We start from the raw sequence: 15093 nt of genomic DNA on the forward strand, positions 1-15093 counted from the left end.
ACGGTCAGCCGGCCGGCCGGGACGCCTGCTTTCCGTCCGGCTGGAGCGGGATGCGCTGTTCGGAGACGGAGTCCGCGCCGCGCTGACCGCTCACCGGGTACTGCCTGGTGTTCACATTGACGGAGATGCCCTGACCGCCCGAGAAGGTGCCGCGGGCGCGGGCGTTCACACCGTCGCCGACGATGTCGTAGCCGGTGGTGTCGATCAGGCCCTGGGTGTGCGCGTCGCTGAGCACCCACTCGATCGGCACGAACCACAGCCAGTGCATGTCGCCGTCGTGGTTGAGGTCGACCTTGTTGTTGAACCAGATCGCGACATTGCCGTTCAGCGCGGCCGTGGCGGTCCAGTCGATGTCGTACTCCTGCGTCCCCACCACCAGTGTCGCCTCCACGCGCGAGCGGGCCGGGACCCGCAGCGGCAGGTCCACCGACCAGCTCTGGGACTTGTTGAGGGCGAACTCCTGGGTGGACGACAGGGTCGTCGTGATCGAGGTGGTCTCGCCGATCGAGGCCACGGCGGGAATGGTCGCCTCAACCGTCATCGAGACGCCGATCTGCAGCGACTCGGTCACCGATATCCGCAGGTTCCGCTCGGTCGTCAGGCTCTGCCGGTACGAGACGTTCTGCTCCAGCTCGGTGTCATTCCGGTAGTTGGTCACCACGGAAGTCACTTCACCGGGCACGGGGGAGGGCGCGCTCGCGTCGTACACGATGCCGGTGTACTTCGCGGCGACCTGGTGCTGGTGGTAGGCGTTCAGTTCGCCGCGCCGCCCGTAATCCGTGGACTCCGTGAACCGGTAGCCGTCGGAACCCGGGAACCGGGTCCGAGCCATCCAGTCGCCCCAGGCGTCGGTGATCTGCTGGAGGGAACGAGGAGCCTGACCGGCCGTCGCTCTGGGTGCGGAGGCGGCCGGCCGGCGGGTGGCGGCAGAGGCCGGCGCGGCGGCGCGGAGGGCCGTCGCCGATAAGGCGGCCGCTCCGGCGGTAGCGCTGAGCGCGAGGGCCTTGCGCCGGGAGATCCGGGAGATGGGGGACATGGTGTTCCTCTTTCCTGTCGCGCGTTGCGCTGGAGAAGGCGGTCGGGGTGGAGCCACGCGCCGAGCGCGTGTCCGGTGAGGCGCAGCCCCGACGAAAGCCTGCGGCGAAGATCGGGCCGATCTCAAGCGATCTTCGGGGACACAGGAGGAAAGTCCCTTCGAGGAAGGGCCAATGGCCTCCCATGACAGGCAAAAGGACCTGGTTCGCAGATGCCGGGCCGCAGGTATGCGCTCCGATCCGTGAGTGATCCATCGTCAGTAGCCGTCTCCATAAGGGAGTTGGCGCGGCGTGAAATCCACTTCCGACGACGGACGTTCAGGACACCCAGGGGCACAACGACTTGGGGCAGTCTGACCGGTTTGTTATTACGAAGGCTTGTTGACTAAGTCACAGGTGTATGAAGGTCTTGATCTGAGCTCGTCAATCGGTCAGGGTTTCGAGTCAACCTCCGGAGATTTTCCTTCCGGAGGGCAATCCCCCCACAAATGATGACGAGGAGACCCCTCTTCATGGCAACTCACAAGCGCGCGAGCAGGATCAAGCTCGCCACGGCGATAACCGCCGTGGCCGCCGCCGCAGGAGTGACCGTCCTCAGCACCTCGTTCGCCGGAGCCGCGCCCGCGCCCGCTCCCGCCGAGGGCACCGTCTACGGCGCGAACGCCGAAGGCGCCGTCGCCGGAAGCTACATCGTGCTGCTCGACGAGAAGGCGAACAAGCCCGAGCTGGCGAAGGAGTACGGCGGCAAGCTCCAGCGCAGCTACGACTCCGCCCTCAACGGCTTCTCCGCCAACGGACTCACGGAGACCGAGGCCAAGCGCCTCGCCGCCGACCCGGCCGTCGCCAAGGTCGTCCAGAACAAGAAGTTCACGATCAACGCCACCCAGGAGAACCCGCCGTCCTGGGGCCTCGACCGCATCGACCAGACCGACACCGCGGGCGACAGCAAGTACACCTACCCCGACGCGGCCGGCGAGGGCGTGACGGCGTACGTCATCGACACCGGAGTGCGCGTCTCCCACAAGGACTTCGAGGGCCGCGCCACCCACGGCTTCGACGCCGTCGACAACGACGACTCCGCCGACGACGGCAACGGCCACGGCACCCACGTGGCGGGCACCATCGCCGGCGCCGCGCACGGCGTCGCCAAGAAGGCGAAGATCGTCGCGGTCCGCGTCCTTGACGACAGCGGCTCCGGCACCACGGAGCAGGTCGTCGCCGGAATCGACTGGGTCACCAAGAACCACCAGGGCCCGTCCGTCGCCAACATGAGCCTCGGCGGCAGCGCCGACCCGGCGCTCGACGAGGCGGTCCGCAAGGCCATCGCCTCCGGCGTCACCTTCGGCGTCGCCGCGGGCAACGAGTCCAGCGACGCGAGCCAGGGCTCCCCGGCCCGCGTCGAGGAGGCCATCACCGTCGCCTCCTCCACCAAGGACGACGCCCAGTCGGACTTCTCCAACTTCGGCTCGGTCGTGGACATCTACGCCCCCGGCTCGGACATCACCTCCTCCTGGAACGACAGCGACGAGGGCACCAAGACCATCTCCGGTACCTCGATGGCGACCCCGCACGTCGTCGGCGCCGCCGCGGTCTACCTCGCCGCCCACCAGGACGCCACTCCGGAGCAGGTCGCCAAGGCCCTGACGGACGGCGCCACACCCGACAAGATCAGCAACCCGAGCGAGGGCACGCCCAACAAGCTCCTGAAGGTCGTCGAGTAGCACCTAGGTCGTGTCTTCAAAGTCCCGTCTGCCCGGCGGCGTCTGGCACGCACTCCCCCTTAGCCCTTCGGGCACGGGAGGTGCCCCCCACGCTGCGTTGTCGTCGGTCGCCGATGTCCCCCGTGGCCCTTCGGGCATGGGAGGTGCCCCCACCGCATGGACTCCATCCTCCGCCTTGCGATCGCACGCACCAGACGCCGCCGGGCCCGCCCTTCGGGCGGACGACGCCACTTTGAAGACACTCCCTAGGCTCACGGCCCGCACCACATGACCGGCGGCCGCCGCGCTCTCCCCCACGGGGCGCGGCGGCCGTCACCTATCGTGGGCCCATGACGAGGACGTCCCCGTACCCGTATGCGCTGCTCCTGCGCGGTGTCAACGTCGGCGGCCACCGCAAGGTCCCGATGGCGGACCTCCGGGCGCTGCTGGCGGAGCTCGGCCACGGCGACGTCCGTACGTACCTCCAGAGCGGCAACGCCGTCTTCACGAGCGCGGAGCGGGACGAGGAGGCGCTCGCGTCCGGCATCGGGCGGGCCGTCGAGCGGCACTTCGGCTTCACCGTCGACTGCATCGTCCGCGGCGGCCCGTACCTGCGCGCCGTCAAGGACGACTGCCCCTTCCCGGCCGCCGAGCTGGAGGGCAGGCAACTGCACGTCACCTACTTCTCGGAGCGGATCGATCCCGTGCGGCTCGCCCCGGTCGACGCGGCGGCCTTCCTGCCGGAGGAGTTCCGGCTCGGCGAGCGCGCGCTGTACCTCTACGCTCCCGACGGGCTCGGCCGCTCCAAGCTCGCCGAGGCCCTCGCCCGGCCGAGCCTCTTCAAGGGGATCGTCGCCACGACCCGCAACTGGAACACCGTCGCCAAACTGGCCGAGCTGACCGCGGAGACGCCCGATGCCTGACACCCCCACCGTCGTCCCCACCGTCGCCGCTGCCGTCGAGGCCGCGGTCGAGGCCGCCGTCGAGGGGGAACTCCGCCTCCTCGACCCCGCCGTACGCGCCGAGCCCGCGCTCATCGGCGAGCTGCTGCACCCGGAGTTCCTGGAGTTCGGCGCGTCGGGGCGGCGCTGGACGCGGGAGGCGATCATCGATGCGCTCACGACGGAGGACGACGGCCTGCCGATCACCGCGTCGGAGATGAAGGGCACCCTGCTCGCCCCGGAGCTCGTGCATCTGACCTTCGACACCGAGTGCAACGGCCGCCGCGCCCACCGCAGTTCGTTGTGGCGGCGGACCGGCGACGGCTGGCGGCTCTGGTTCCACCAGGGCACTCCGTTCAGCGCCGACGAGAGCGCCGGTCCAGACTCCGGCTCCAGCTGACGCCGCCGGGCAGCCGCACCGACGCGCGCCGGCGGCCCGAGCTGTCCTGGGTGACATGGGCACGGCGCGTACCGAGGCTCATGGACCAGCCGTGCGTACCGATGTTCAGATGCAGCAGCTTCGGGATGATCGTGATTCGCTTGTGGTAATAGATCGACATATCGGCCTCCTTGCTGCCATGGTGCGCGAAGAGCCCGGCACCCTCGTCACGACAGCGCCACGGGCGTGTCGCCGCTCCTCCTGATGGGCGAGCGGTCGTGATCGGTGAGCGGTCGTGATCGGTGAGCGGTCGTGAGGGGTGAGCGGTCGTGAGGGGTGAGCGGTCGTGAGCGGTGAGGGGTGATCGGTGAGCGGTCGTGAGGCGGCAAGGTGACGGGCGAGCGGGCCGCGCTGTCAGTACCGCGGCCTATCGTCGGTTCCATGTACGACGACGGGGACGGCCCGCCGCGGCCCGGCGGGCCGAAGGCGGCCGAGGCGCGCGTGGCCGAGGTGCGGGTCGCCTTCGAGGGCATGCTCCAGATCCGCCGCCTGACGAACACCGACGCCCCCGACCCCGAGGCGATACCGGCGCCATGGGAGCGCGGCCGCATGGTGCGGGCCGTCGCACTCGCCCTTGAGGCGGCGGGGATCGCCCCCTCCGCGGTCGACGCCTCCTCCGGCCGCCGGGTGGCGACGGGCTACCGCGTTCGGGAAGTGGCGGACGAGCCGGCCACGGCCGCGGTCGAATGGCTCGGCCCACCCGGCAGCGGCGCCCCCACCCAGGAGGAGAGCGCCCTGGCCGAGTGCGCCCGCGCGCTGGAGCGGCTCGGCTGGGACGCCCTGCTCTACCGGGGCCGTGGCCGCCACCGGTTCGTGGAAGTCAGGCCCCCGCACCGCGGCCGCTGAACGGCCCGCGAAGCCGGGGCGGTGAGTGGCCCGGCCCGTCCCCCTGCCACCGCGCCGTTCGCCGCAGGAAGCGCGCGCACCAGCCACGCCGGAGGCGCCGCTACACCGTTACGTCGTTACGTCGTTGGGGCGCTGGGGCGGAACGACGGCGCGGCTCCCACGGCGGCCGGAGCGGACGGGGCCGGGCGCGAACGGGCCCGAACGGGCGCGGTGTTCCGGGCCCGTCGTGGTGCCTGGGGTGACGGTCGCCGGGCGGCACCGTCGAGTCGGCGCCTGGAACGTTCCAATGATCGATGCACGGGGCTTGTCCTGGCATTCCGGCGGCACCTAGGGTCCCCAATGGCAAGCGCTTTCTCCGCGCGTGTGAGGAGCCCTCATGTCCGTCGTGTCACCTCGACCCTCCCGCCCGCGTGCCGCCGTCGTCGGCACGGGTTCCATCGTCGGCGGGAGTCACCTCCCCGCCCTGCGGGCCCACGCCGACCGTGTCGAACTCGTCGCCGCCGTCGACGTGGACCCGGCGAGACTCGCCGCCTTCCGGGACCGCGCCGGCCAGGAGGTGGCCGCGTACACCGAACTCGACGCGATGCTCGACGCCGCCCGCCCCGACCTCGTCATCATCGGCACCCCGCCGTCCCTCCACCGCGAGCAGACCGTGGCCGCGCTGAAGGCGGGCGCGTGGGTGCTGTGCGAGAAGCCGCTGTGCCTCTCGCTCGCCGAGTACGACGAGATCGCCGCCGCCGAACAGGCCGCGGGGACGTACGCGTCGGTCGTCTTCCAGCACCGCTACGGCTCCGGCGCCGTCCACGCCCGCGAGCTGCTCGCGCGGGGCGAGCTCGGCACCCCGCGCGTCGCGCACTGCCAGACCACCTGGTACCGCGACAGTGGCTACTACGCGGTGCCGTGGCGCGGCCGCTGGGAGAGCGAGGGCGGCGGTCCCACCATGGGGCACGGCATCCACCAGTACGACCTGCTGCTGCACCTCCTCGGCGACTGGACGGAGGTGCGCGCCATGGCGGGCCGGCTGGCGCACGACATCGAGGGCGAGGACGTCTCGACCGCCCTGGTGCGCTTCGCGAACGGCACGCTCGCCACCGTCGTCAACAGCGTCCTGTCCCCGCACCAGGTCAGCCGCATCCGCATCGACTGCGACGACGCCACCGTCGAACTCACCCACCTCTACGGGCACTCCAACGACGACTGGATCTACACCTCTGCGCCGCACGTCGCCTCCGAACGGCCGGACACCTGGCGCACCCCGGCGGCCGACGTCCCCAGCTCGCACACCGCCCAGCTCGGCGCGCTGCTCGACGCGTACGAGAAGGGCGAACGGCCGCCCGGCGGCGGCCCCGACGCCCGCCGCACCCTCGAATTCGCCGCCGCCCTCTACAAGTCGGCCTTCACCGGACTGCCGGTCCTCGCGGGCGAGATCACCCCCGACGACCCCTTCCACCTCGCCATGCACGGCAACCATCCCGAGTGGAGCCCGAAGCGATGACGATCAAGGTCACCCACGCCCACGGCGAGCGGATCGCCGTCCACGCCGCCGGGTCCGAGCTGCTGAGCTACGTCTACCGGCCGGACCCGGACCCCTTCGAGGCCCGCAAGCCGTACATCCACCCGCTGCGCACCCTCGCCGGGCGCCAGGTCAGCGGCTACCGCCCCAACGACCACCGCTGGCACAAGGGCCTCCAGATGACGGCGAGCCATCTGTCCGGGCAGAACTTCTGGGGCGGCAACTGCTACGTCCACGGAGAGGGGTACCTGCGCCGGCCCGAGCGGGTCGGCTCCATGCGGCACGACGGCTTCTCCGACCTGCGAGCCGAGGACGACCGCTTCAGCCTCGCCGAGGAACTCACCTGGATCGAGAACGGCGGCCGGGAGTGGGCCCGCGAACAGCGCGGCATCACCGTCCACTCGGTGGACGAGGACGCCGGCTCCTGGGCCCTCGACTGGTCGATCCGGCTCACCAACATCCGGGACGAACCCCTGCACTTCGGCTCCCCGACCACCGCGGGGCGCGAGATGGCCGGATACACCGGCCTGCAGTGGCGCGGTCCGCGCGACTTCACCGGCGGCACGGTCTTCGGCCCCGAAGGCACGCAGGACGCCGAGAAGCTGATGGGCACCCAGGGACCGTGGCTGGCGTTCACCGCCGAGCACGACGATGTCGACGCCCACTCCACGCTTGTCTTCGCGCACGCCCCCGAGAACCTCGACGCGGCGTCGGCGATCCACGACTCGCACTGGTTCGTCCGCTCCCGGCCGATCCCGACCGTCGCGTTCTCCTGGGCGTTCTTCGAGGAGTTCGGGCTGGCGCCCGGCGCGTCCTTCGCGTACCGCTACCGGGTGGTGGTCGCGGACGGCGCCTGGGACCGCGACGGTGTCGCCGCACACCTGGAGGGACTGCCGTGGTGAGCCTCCCGCATCCGCTGCCCGGGGCCGTGGGCCTCTCCCACCTCAGCGCCTACCCGTGGGAGGCCGCCGACGGAGTGTGCGGCGGCAGCCCGCATCTGCATCTGGTGTGCACCGAGGCGTACGTCGTCACCGGCGGCCGGGGCGCCGTCCAGACGCTCAGCCCCGACGGCTACCGCGACACCCCCCTGGAGGCGGGTTCCCTGGCGTGGTTCGCGCCGGGCACCGTCCACCGCATGGTGCAGGGCGGCGATCTGAGCATCACCGTACTGATGCAGAACAGCGGACTGCCCGAGGCGGGGGACGCCGTCTTCACCTTCCCGCCCGACGTGCTCGCCGACCCCGAGCGGTACGCGGCCGCCGCCGTCCTCCCCGCGAAGAGCGGACCCGAGGCGGAGGCCGCCGCCCGCAAGCGGCGGGACCTCGCCGTCGAGGGGTATCTGCCGCTGCGCGAAGCCCTCATGGCCGGTGACAACGGCCCGTACCTGGAGTTCCAGCAGGCCGCCGCCCGCCTCGTCAAGGACAAGGTCCCCGCCTGGCGAGCGCTGTGGAAGGCGGGCGCGCTCGCCGCGGCGGAGCGCACCGGCGCCCAGCTCACGGCCCTCGAATCCGGCGACCCGGCCTACCTCGCCGACTCGCGCGCCCACGACGCCACGCCGTCCCGGTACGGCGGCTACGGCATGTGCGGCCGCCGCGACGAGTACGAACTGCCCGGCACCACGCTCCCGTACTACGGCGAGTAGGGCCGGCGGAACCCGGCGACCGGAACCCAGCGAGCCGAACCCCGTCCCCTCAACCCATCCCCCCATCCCCCCGCATTCCCGCATTCTCAGAAAGGAGGGGTGTACTCGCCATGCCCGCGAACCGGACAACGATGTCCTGTGTGTCGGCCACGGTGCTCGCCCTCTGCGCGGTGCTGACCGGCTGCGGTGGCCCGTCCGACACCGGCGGCAGCGGAAAGACCGTCCTGCGCTACACCTGGTGGGGCAACCCCGACCGCGCCGCCCGCACCGAGCAGGCCGTCGCGCTCTTCGAGGAGCGGCACCCCGGGATCGAGGTGCAGACCTCCTTCGCCGGCTACGAGGCGTACAAGCAGAAACTCGCCACCCAGGCCGCCGGCGGCGACGCCCCGGACGTGATGCAGCTCGACTACCGGCAGATCGACCAGTACGCCTCAGGCGGCGTCCTTCTCGACCTCGGCACCCGCAGGCAGACCCTGCGCACCGGCGAGATCGACACCGGGCTGCTGGCCACCGGAGTCGTGGACGGCAAGCAGTACGCGATCCCGCAGGGCCGCGGCACCGAGACCGTGGCGTACGACGCCGGGCAGTGGAAGGCCGCCGCGGTGGACCTCCCGCGCGCGGGCTGGACCTGGGACGACTGGGCGGCGGCCATGCGCGCGCTCGCGAAGCGGACCGGCAAGCCCGGCTCCGTCGACCCCGGGCAGAGCGAGGACTGCTTCGAGGCGTGGCTGCGCGGCCAGGGCAAGTCCCTCTACACCGAGGACGGCGGGCTGGGCTTCACCGTCGGCGACCTGACCCGGTGGTGGACCTTCACCGACGGGTTGCGCCGCGAGGGCGCCGTGTCCCCCGCCGAGGAGACGACACAGCTCGACGGATCCGTCGAGAACACCCCGCTGGCGCGCGGCAGGGCGATCGCCGACTTCAACTGGGACGCGCCGACCAGCGCGCTCACGGCGATCGTGGGGGAGGCCCTGACCCTCGCGCCGCTGCCGTCGGGCGCGGACGGCACACCCGGGCAGTACTTCAAGCCGTCGATGTTCGTCGGGATCGCGGCCACCACCGAACACCCCGAGGAGTCCGCCGAACTGATCGACTTCCTCATCAACGACAAGGAAGCGGCGAAGATCCTCGGCGCCAGCCGCAGCATCCCCGTCAACGAGTCCATCCGCAAGGAGGTCGTCCCCGGCCTGAAGGACTTCGACCGCACCATCGCCGACTACCAGGCGAGCGTGGAGGGCACCCTCGAACCCCCGCCGCAGGCCCCGCCGGCCGGCGACAACGCCCTGCAGACCACGTTCGCCCGCGACTACGACCAGGTGTCGTTCGAGCGGATGACACCGCGCGAGGCCGCCGAGAACTACATCATCGAGGCGGAGGCGGAGCTGAGGCCATGACCACCACCGACATCCCCGCCGCCGGCGTACGCGCTGCGCGGCGCCCCGCACCGGGGGACAAGCGCCCCCGCCGCAGGCGCGAAGGCGCAGCCTGGGTGTTCCTCTCGCCCTGGGTGCTCGGCGCCGCCGTCCTGACGCTGCTGCCGATGGCCGTCTCGCTGTACCTGTCGTTCACCGACTACGACATGTTCAACCCCCCGCACTGGGTGGGCCTGCGCAACTACGTCCAGATGTTCACCGAGGACCCACGCTACTGGCGCTCGGTCGGCGCGACGCTCGGCTACGTCGTCATCGCCGTACCGCTGCAACTGGCGCTGGCGCTCCTCATCGCCCTCGCGCTCAAGTCCATGAAGCGCGGCAAGGCGTTCTACCGATCCGCCTTCTACGCCCCCTCACTCCTCGGCGCGTCCATGTCCGTCGCCCTCGTGTGGCGGGCAGTCTTCAACGACGGCGGCACGGTCGACAACCTGCTGTCCGCCGTCGGCATCCACACCGGCGGCTGGGTCAACCGGCCCGGCTGGGCGCTGCTCGCCGTGGCGCTGCTGACCGTATGGCAGTTCGGCGCCCCGATGGTGATCTTCCTGGCCGGACTCCAGCAGATCCCCGCCGAGCTGTACGAGGCCGCGGCCGTGGACGGAGCCAGCCGGTGGCGCCAGTTCGTCTCCGTGACACTGCCGATGCTGTCGCCCGTCCTCTTCTTCAACCTGGTGCTGCAGACCATCCAGGCGTTCCAGGTCTTCACGCCCGCCTTCGCGGTCAGCGCGGGCAAGGGCGGTCCTGCCGACTCCACGCTCTTCTACACGCTCTACCTCTACGACCGCGGCTTCGTCGCCTCCCACATGGGCTACGCCTCCGCTATGGCCTGGACGCTGCTGCTCGTGATCGGCGCCGTCACCGCGGTGCTCTTCCGCACCTCGCGCACCTGGGTCTTCTACGCCGACGAGGGGGACCGATGACCTCGACCACCGCAACTCCGGCGGACCAGGGGCCCGTTGACGGGAAGCCCGGCCTTCAGCCTGGCGTTCAGTCCGGCCTTCAGCCCGACCGGCAGCGCGCCCGGCGCCGTGTCGCGCTGCACGCCGTGTGCCTCGCCGCCCTGCTCGTGATGCTCTACCCGCTGGCCTGGCTGCTCGCCACCTCGCTCAAGCCCGCCGACGAGGTCATCGCCAGCCTGAGGCTGCTGCCGAGCCGTCTTGAGTGGTCGAACTACACGACCGCGCTCGACGGAGTCAGCGACGTGCCCGTCAGCAGGATGCTCGCCAACTCCCTGCTGATCGCGGGCGGAGCGGTCCTCGGCAACGTCCTGAGCTGCTCGCTGGCCGCGTACGCCTTCGCCCGGCTGCGCTTCCGGCTGCGCGGGCCGCTGTTCGCGTTCATGATCGCGACGATCATGCTGCCGCACCACGCGGTGCTCATCCCGCAGTACATCATCTTCAACCAGCTAGGCATGGTGAACACCTACTGGCCGCTGATCCTGCCGAAGTTCCTCGCCACCGAGGCGTTCTTCGTCTTCCTCATCGTGCAGTTCATGCGCGGGCTGCCGCGCGAGCTGGAGGAGGCCGCCCGGATCGACGGCTGCGGCCCGTTCCGCAGCTTCCTCCAGGTGATCCTGCCGCTCACCCGGCCCGCGCTGATCACCACGGCGATCTTCACCTTCATCTGGACCTGGAACGACTTCTTCACCCAGCTGATCTACCTCTTCTCGCCGGAGAAGTTCACGCTCACCCTCGCCCTGCGGTCGTTCGTCGACGCCTCCAGCCAGTCGGCGTACGGCCCGATGTTCGCCATGTCGGTCATCGCGCTGCTGCCGATCGTGCTGTTCTTCCTCGCCTTCCAGCGCTTCCTCGTCGAGGGCATGGCCAGCTCCGGGATCAAGGGATGAGCGCACGCGCCCGCGACACGGGCGAACTCTTCGGCCCGCGCACGACCCTGTTCGCGGACATGCTGAGCATCGGGCTTGCGACCGCGGTGGCCGGCCTGCCGCTGCTCACCGCCCCCGCCGCGCTGTCCACCGCCTGCGCGGTGCTCCGCGGCTCGGCCCAGGGCAGGCCCGCCACCGCGGGCCGGTACCTGTCCCTGCTTCGCAGACGCCTGCGGCCGGGCGACCTCGCCGCCGGCGCGCTCGCCCTCGCCGGTGTGCTGCTGCTCGCCGCGGACCTGGCACTGGCCCGGGCGGGGCTGCCGGGAGCGGGCGCCTTCGCCCTGGCCGCCGCCGTGATCGGCGCGTGCGCCGCGACCGTGGCCCTCCGCGCATGTGCACGCCCCGAGTCCCTCACCGACTGGCCCGCCGCGGTACGCGCCGCCGCCCGCGACGCCCTGCGCGACCCGGGCGACAGCGCCCTGACCCTCCTCGCCCTGGCGGCGGCCGTGCTCTGTGCGTGGGCGATGCTGCCGCTCGCCTTCCTGGCGCCGGGGCCGCTGGCCCTCGCGCTCACCGCGATCGACCTGAGGTCCGTGCCATCGGCGTCCCCGGGGTGTTCCGCATCCTCTCCGGTGTGCGGGGGCGGAAACCCAAGTCCGGACAGGGGAGAGGCGGAGACAGGGCCGTGACCAGCAGGATCACTGAACTGTGGTCGGCGCACACCGCGCCCGCTCGGGACGGGTTGTACAGGTCCGACGGTTCGGCGTGCGAGGTCGGGATCGACGGCGCGGCGTTGTCGTGGTTCGACCTCGGCGGCCCCCTCGACCTGGATGCGCTCCTCGACGCGGAGCCGGACGGCGTGACCGGTATCGATATCCATCCGCAGTGTCTTGCCGAGCTGCCGGGCGGGGCCGGCCATGTGTGCGGCGGCGACGGTGCACTCGGCTCGGAAGGGTTCTTCGCGCGGCTCGACTCGGGCAGGAACCTGGTGTGGCTGGTGTCGCCGGCCGATTCCAACCCGTTCGTGAAGGTGGAAGTCCGCGGAACGATCGCCAGGTTCGTCAACAACCTCGGCAACTCGATCACGGTTGACCTGGCGAGTCCCGCATTCGAGGCGCCGTTCAGCCCGTAGCCGCCAGCACCGGCGTGGCGCACGCCTGTGCGTACCGCTGCAGCAGCAGGCGCGCCAGCTCGGGGGAGGGGCCGAGGACGTCCGCCAGGATGTCGGCGCCCGCGGACTCGGCGCCCGTGGCGATGCGGTCCGGGAGGCGGCCCGGGGCGATGACGTACGGGGCCACCGCCACCCGGGCGACGCCTTCGGCGCGCAGCGCCCGCACCGCGTCCTCGGTGCGGGGCAGCGCGGCGGAGGCGAACGCGGGTCGCACGGCGCACCAGCCGGTGTGCCGCAGCTCCCGCGCTGTTTGAGCGATCACCGCGATCGCCTCCGGGTCTGAGGAGCCCGCCGCGGCCAGGACGACCCCGGTCGAGCGCTTGAACCGATCGACCTCGCGACGCCCAGGGGAGTCTCCGGCCGGGGAGCCGGCCCGCCGCGCAGCGGCAGTCGGATCCGGCGTCCCCCGGAGAAGTGCAGTGGCGGGCGTGAGACCCGCCTCGTACAGCCGCCGCTCCAGCGCGTCCAGGAGCAGCGGGGACGGGCCCAGCACCTCGGCCTGGGTGATGCGCAGGCGGGGGTGGCTGGTCCGGGCGTCGCGCAGGACGGCCGGGATGTCGGCCTTGGCGTGGAAGGCCCGCGTCAGCAGCAGCGGCAGCGCCACCACGTCCCGTACGCCGTCGTTCGCCATCCGCTCCAGGACCTGCGGCACCGACGGCGCGTTGAAGTCGAGGAACGCGGTCGACACACGCAGCGCCGGGCGCAGCGCCCGGACGCGCCGCACCAGGGCGTGGACGGTCGCGGCGTGCCGCGGGTCGCGGCTGCCGTGGGCGATGACGAGCAGGGCGGGGCTGTGGGCGACAGTGCTGTGGGTGACGGGATTGTGGGTGACGGGGCTGTGCATCACGGGGCTCAGTTCTTGACGAGCAGCCCGCGACTGCGGAGCACCCAGCGCTCCAACGGGCTGAAGATGAGCAGGTCGATGGCGATGCCGACGATCAGGATGAGGATGATCGCGAGGAACACGCCGGGCATGTCGATGTTGTTGCGGCCGTTCTCCAGCAACTGGCCGAGACCCAGGCCGAGATCGGGCGACGAGGCGATGATCTCGGCGGCCATCAGCGAGCGCCAGGAGAAGGCCCAGCCCTGCTTCAGACCGGCCAGATAGCCGGGCAGCGCCGCCGGCATGACGATGTGCCAGGTGCCGCGGAGGCCGGTGGCGCCCATCGTGCGCCCGGCCCGCAGGAAGAGCGGCGGGACCTGGTCGACGCCGGAGACGAGTCCGTTGGCGATCGACGGGACGGCGCCGAGCAGGATGACCGCGTACATCATCGAGTCGTTGAGACCGAGCCAGATGACGGCGGGCGGCACCCACGCCACCGACGGCAGCGACTGCAGGCCCGACAGGATCGGGCCGATCGCCGCCCGCACGAACCTCACCCGGGCGACGAGCAGGCCGAGCGGCGTGCCGATCGCCAGGGCCAGCAGGAAGCCGAACAGACCGCGCGACACGCTGGTCCAGATGACGTCCAGCAGGGTGCCCTGCAACCACATGTCGGTCAGGCCCGACCACACCGAGGCCGGCGCCGGCAGCTTGTCCTCCGTGGTGACCTTCGCGGAGACGAGGAGCTGCCAGAGGACGAGGACGAGGGCGATGGCGAGGGCCGGCGGCAGGACCTTCCTCACGAGGACCTCGCGCACGGGCGTCCGGCGGATCTCGACGGCGTCGAGCGCGTCCAGGCCCGCTTCGAGCCCGGCGAGGTCGTCCGCCTTCCGCGGCGCCCGGTCGGTGGTCTCAGTGCTGGCCATGGCGGCGGATCTCCCCACGCAGTTCTTCGGTGATCTCGAGCGACAGTTCGGCCACGGCGGCGTCCTCGATACGGCGCGGCTGCGGGATGTCCACCGTCCACTCGCGGGCCACCCGGCCGGGACGCGAGGACAGCAGCACCACACGCTGGGCGAGCCGCACGGCCTCGCGGACGTTGTGCGTGACGAAGAGGACCGACAGGTTCCCCTTGGCGGAGCCGCCGCTGTTCGCGGTCTGCCAGATACGGGTCAGCTCGCCGTGCAGCACATCCCGCGTGATGGCGTCGAGCGCCGCGAACGGCTCGTCCATCAGCAGCAGGTCGCTGTCCTGGGCGAGCGCGCGGGCCAGGGCCACGCGCTGGCGCATCCCGCCGGAAAGCTCGTGCACGCGCTTGCCGTACGCGCCGCCGAGCCGGACCAGCTCCAGCAGCCGCTCGGTCTCCGGGCGACGCTCGGACTTGGGGACCCCGCGCAGCCGCAGGGCCAGTTCGATGTTCTTGCCCGCGGTCAGCCACGGGAAGAGGGCGTGCTCCTGGAACATCAGGGCGGGCCGCCCGCCGGGCGTCGCGATCGCCCCGGCGGTCGGCGCGTCGAGCCCCGCGACCAGGTTGAGCAGTGTGGACTTGCCGCAGCCCGAGGCCCCCAGGAGGGTGACGAACTCGCCCGGCGCGACATCGAGGCTGATGTCGTCCAGGACGAGCTGGCTGCCGGCCGGGCCGGGGAAGGACTTCGAGACGTGCTCGATACGGGCGGCGTGGGACACCGCCGCGGTGCCCTCGGCAGCCTTGGCAAGAGTGCTGGCCATG

At 71.6% G+C, this 15093-nt stretch carries 17 protein-coding genes; 12 read left to right on the plus strand and 5 right to left on the minus strand.

What is annotated here, in order from left to right:
* Window positions 1-4 precede the first annotated feature (4 nt).
* The gene (locus KK483_RS28875) at window positions 5-1036 is read right to left on the minus strand and encodes an ETX/MTX2 family pore-forming toxin (RefSeq protein WP_262008139.1); all 1032 of its coding nucleotides are present in this window, start codon (window positions 1034-1036) and stop codon (window positions 5-7) included.
* Between the two features lie 510 nt (window positions 1037-1546).
* Here KK483_RS28875 and KK483_RS28880 point away from each other — a divergent pair.
* From KK483_RS28880 to KK483_RS28890, 3 genes are all read left to right on the plus strand, one after another.
* Window positions 1547-2755, plus strand: coding sequence for a S8 family peptidase (locus KK483_RS28880; protein ID WP_262008140.1), 1209 nt, complete (start codon window positions 1547-1549; stop codon window positions 2753-2755).
* A gap of 329 nt (window positions 2756-3084) precedes the next feature.
* The gene (locus tag KK483_RS28885; RefSeq protein WP_262008141.1) at window positions 3085-3657 is read left to right on the plus strand and encodes a DUF1697 domain-containing protein; all 573 of its coding nucleotides are present in this window, start codon (window positions 3085-3087) and stop codon (window positions 3655-3657) included.
* Entirely contained in the window at window positions 3650-4075 is a 426-nt protein-coding gene (locus KK483_RS28890; protein WP_262008142.1) for a nuclear transport factor 2 family protein, read from the plus strand. The genes KK483_RS28885 and KK483_RS28890 overlap by 8 nt, the downstream gene beginning before the upstream one ends.
* Here KK483_RS28890 and KK483_RS28895 read toward each other — a convergent pair.
* Complete coding sequence (locus tag KK483_RS28895; RefSeq protein ID WP_262008143.1) at window positions 4032-4235, minus strand: DUF4236 domain-containing protein; 204 nt, start codon at window positions 4233-4235, stop codon at window positions 4032-4034. The genes KK483_RS28890 and KK483_RS28895 overlap by 44 nt on opposite strands.
* 260 nt (window positions 4236-4495) lie before the next feature.
* On the opposite strand from KK483_RS28895, the gene KK483_RS28900 reads away from it, so the two are divergent.
* The 9 genes from KK483_RS28900 (at window position 4496) to KK483_RS28940 (ending at window position 12502) form a co-directional block, all read left to right on the plus strand.
* Window positions 4496-4960: a hypothetical protein gene (locus KK483_RS28900; RefSeq protein ID WP_262008144.1), complete on the plus strand. Its 465-nt coding sequence runs from the start codon at window positions 4496-4498 to the stop codon at window positions 4958-4960.
* A gap of 385 nt (window positions 4961-5345) precedes the next feature.
* Entirely contained in the window at window positions 5346-6455 is a 1110-nt protein-coding gene (locus KK483_RS28905; protein WP_262009724.1) for a Gfo/Idh/MocA family protein, read from the plus strand.
* Entirely contained in the window at window positions 6452-7375 is a 924-nt protein-coding gene (locus tag KK483_RS28910) for a PmoA family protein (protein WP_262008145.1), read from the plus strand. Before KK483_RS28905 ends, KK483_RS28910 begins: the two co-directional genes overlap by 4 nt.
* Window positions 7369-8115 (plus strand): cupin, encoded by a 747-nt coding sequence (locus KK483_RS28915; protein ID WP_262008146.1) that lies wholly within the window; start codon window positions 7369-7371, stop codon window positions 8113-8115. Before KK483_RS28910 ends, KK483_RS28915 begins: the two co-directional genes overlap by 7 nt.
* 110 nt (window positions 8116-8225) lie before the next feature.
* Window positions 8226-9509 (plus strand): ABC transporter substrate-binding protein, encoded by a 1284-nt coding sequence (locus KK483_RS28920; RefSeq protein WP_262008147.1) that lies wholly within the window; start codon window positions 8226-8228, stop codon window positions 9507-9509.
* Window positions 9506-10465, plus strand: a complete 960-nt coding sequence (locus KK483_RS28925; RefSeq protein WP_262008148.1) for a carbohydrate ABC transporter permease — start codon at window positions 9506-9508, stop codon at window positions 10463-10465. Before KK483_RS28920 ends, KK483_RS28925 begins: the two co-directional genes overlap by 4 nt.
* Window positions 10466-10614: 149 nt before the next feature.
* Window positions 10615-11391, plus strand: a complete 777-nt coding sequence (locus KK483_RS28930) for a carbohydrate ABC transporter permease (RefSeq protein WP_262009725.1) — start codon at window positions 10615-10617, stop codon at window positions 11389-11391.
* Window positions 11388-12059 (plus strand): hypothetical protein, encoded by a 672-nt coding sequence (locus KK483_RS28935; RefSeq protein ID WP_262008149.1) that lies wholly within the window; start codon window positions 11388-11390, stop codon window positions 12057-12059. Before KK483_RS28930 ends, KK483_RS28935 begins: the two co-directional genes overlap by 4 nt.
* Complete coding sequence (locus KK483_RS28940) at window positions 12056-12502, plus strand: hypothetical protein (protein WP_262008150.1); 447 nt, start codon at window positions 12056-12058, stop codon at window positions 12500-12502. The genes KK483_RS28935 and KK483_RS28940 overlap by 4 nt, the downstream gene beginning before the upstream one ends.
* Here KK483_RS28940 and KK483_RS28945 read toward each other — a convergent pair.
* From KK483_RS28945 to KK483_RS28955, 3 genes are read right to left on the minus strand one after another with little or no spacing between them, the layout of a single operon-like run.
* Window positions 12492-13385 (minus strand): sirohydrochlorin chelatase, encoded by an 894-nt coding sequence (locus tag KK483_RS28945; protein ID WP_262008151.1) that lies wholly within the window; start codon window positions 13383-13385, stop codon window positions 12492-12494. The genes KK483_RS28940 and KK483_RS28945 overlap by 11 nt on opposite strands.
* 8 nt (window positions 13386-13393) lie before the next feature.
* On the minus strand, window positions 13394-14290 hold the full coding sequence (locus KK483_RS28950) for an ABC transporter permease (protein WP_262008152.1): 897 nt from the start codon (window positions 14288-14290) through the stop codon (window positions 13394-13396).
* A complete protein-coding gene (locus KK483_RS28955) occupies window positions 14277-15092 on the minus strand; it encodes an ABC transporter ATP-binding protein (RefSeq protein ID WP_262008153.1) in 816 nt (271 codons plus the stop codon). Before KK483_RS28955 ends, KK483_RS28950 begins: the two co-directional genes overlap by 14 nt.
* Window position 15093: the final 1 nt, after the last annotated feature.

The organism is Streptomyces sp. FIT100 (assembly GCF_024584805.1).
Lineage (GTDB): Bacteria > Actinomycetota > Actinomycetes > Streptomycetales > Streptomycetaceae > Streptomyces.

Excerpts from the sequence above, each read along its gene's own strand:
- KK483_RS28885 (WP_262008141.1), top strand. The coding sequence starts at position 3,085 with ATGACGAGGACGTCCCCGTACCCGTATGCGCTGCTCCTGCGCGGTGTC.
- KK483_RS28945 (WP_262008151.1), bottom strand. The coding sequence starts at position 13,385 with ATGCACAGCCCCGTCACCCACAATCCCGTCACCCACAGCACTGTCGCC.
- KK483_RS28935 (WP_262008149.1), top strand. The coding sequence starts at position 11,388 with ATGAGCGCACGCGCCCGCGACACGGGCGAACTCTTCGGCCCGCGCACG.
- KK483_RS28890 (WP_262008142.1), top strand. The coding sequence starts at position 3,650 with ATGCCTGACACCCCCACCGTCGTCCCCACCGTCGCCGCTGCCGTCGAG.
- KK483_RS28925 (WP_262008148.1), top strand. The coding sequence starts at position 9,506 with ATGACCACCACCGACATCCCCGCCGCCGGCGTACGCGCTGCGCGGCGC.
- KK483_RS28910 (WP_262008145.1), top strand. The coding sequence starts at position 6,452 with ATGACGATCAAGGTCACCCACGCCCACGGCGAGCGGATCGCCGTCCAC.
- KK483_RS28930 (WP_262009725.1), top strand. The coding sequence starts at position 10,615 with ATGCTCTACCCGCTGGCCTGGCTGCTCGCCACCTCGCTCAAGCCCGCC.
- KK483_RS28920 (WP_262008147.1), top strand. The coding sequence starts at position 8,226 with ATGCCCGCGAACCGGACAACGATGTCCTGTGTGTCGGCCACGGTGCTC.
- KK483_RS28875 (WP_262008139.1), bottom strand. The coding sequence starts at position 1,036 with ATGTCCCCCATCTCCCGGATCTCCCGGCGCAAGGCCCTCGCGCTCAGC.
- KK483_RS28955 (WP_262008153.1), bottom strand. The coding sequence starts at position 15,092 with ATGGCCAGCACTCTTGCCAAGGCTGCCGAGGGCACCGCGGCGGTGTCC.
- KK483_RS28880 (WP_262008140.1), top strand. The coding sequence starts at position 1,547 with ATGGCAACTCACAAGCGCGCGAGCAGGATCAAGCTCGCCACGGCGATA.
- KK483_RS28895 (WP_262008143.1), bottom strand. The coding sequence starts at position 4,235 with ATGTCGATCTATTACCACAAGCGAATCACGATCATCCCGAAGCTGCTG.
- KK483_RS28900 (WP_262008144.1), top strand. The coding sequence starts at position 4,496 with ATGTACGACGACGGGGACGGCCCGCCGCGGCCCGGCGGGCCGAAGGCG.
- KK483_RS28950 (WP_262008152.1), bottom strand. The coding sequence starts at position 14,290 with ATGGCCAGCACTGAGACCACCGACCGGGCGCCGCGGAAGGCGGACGAC.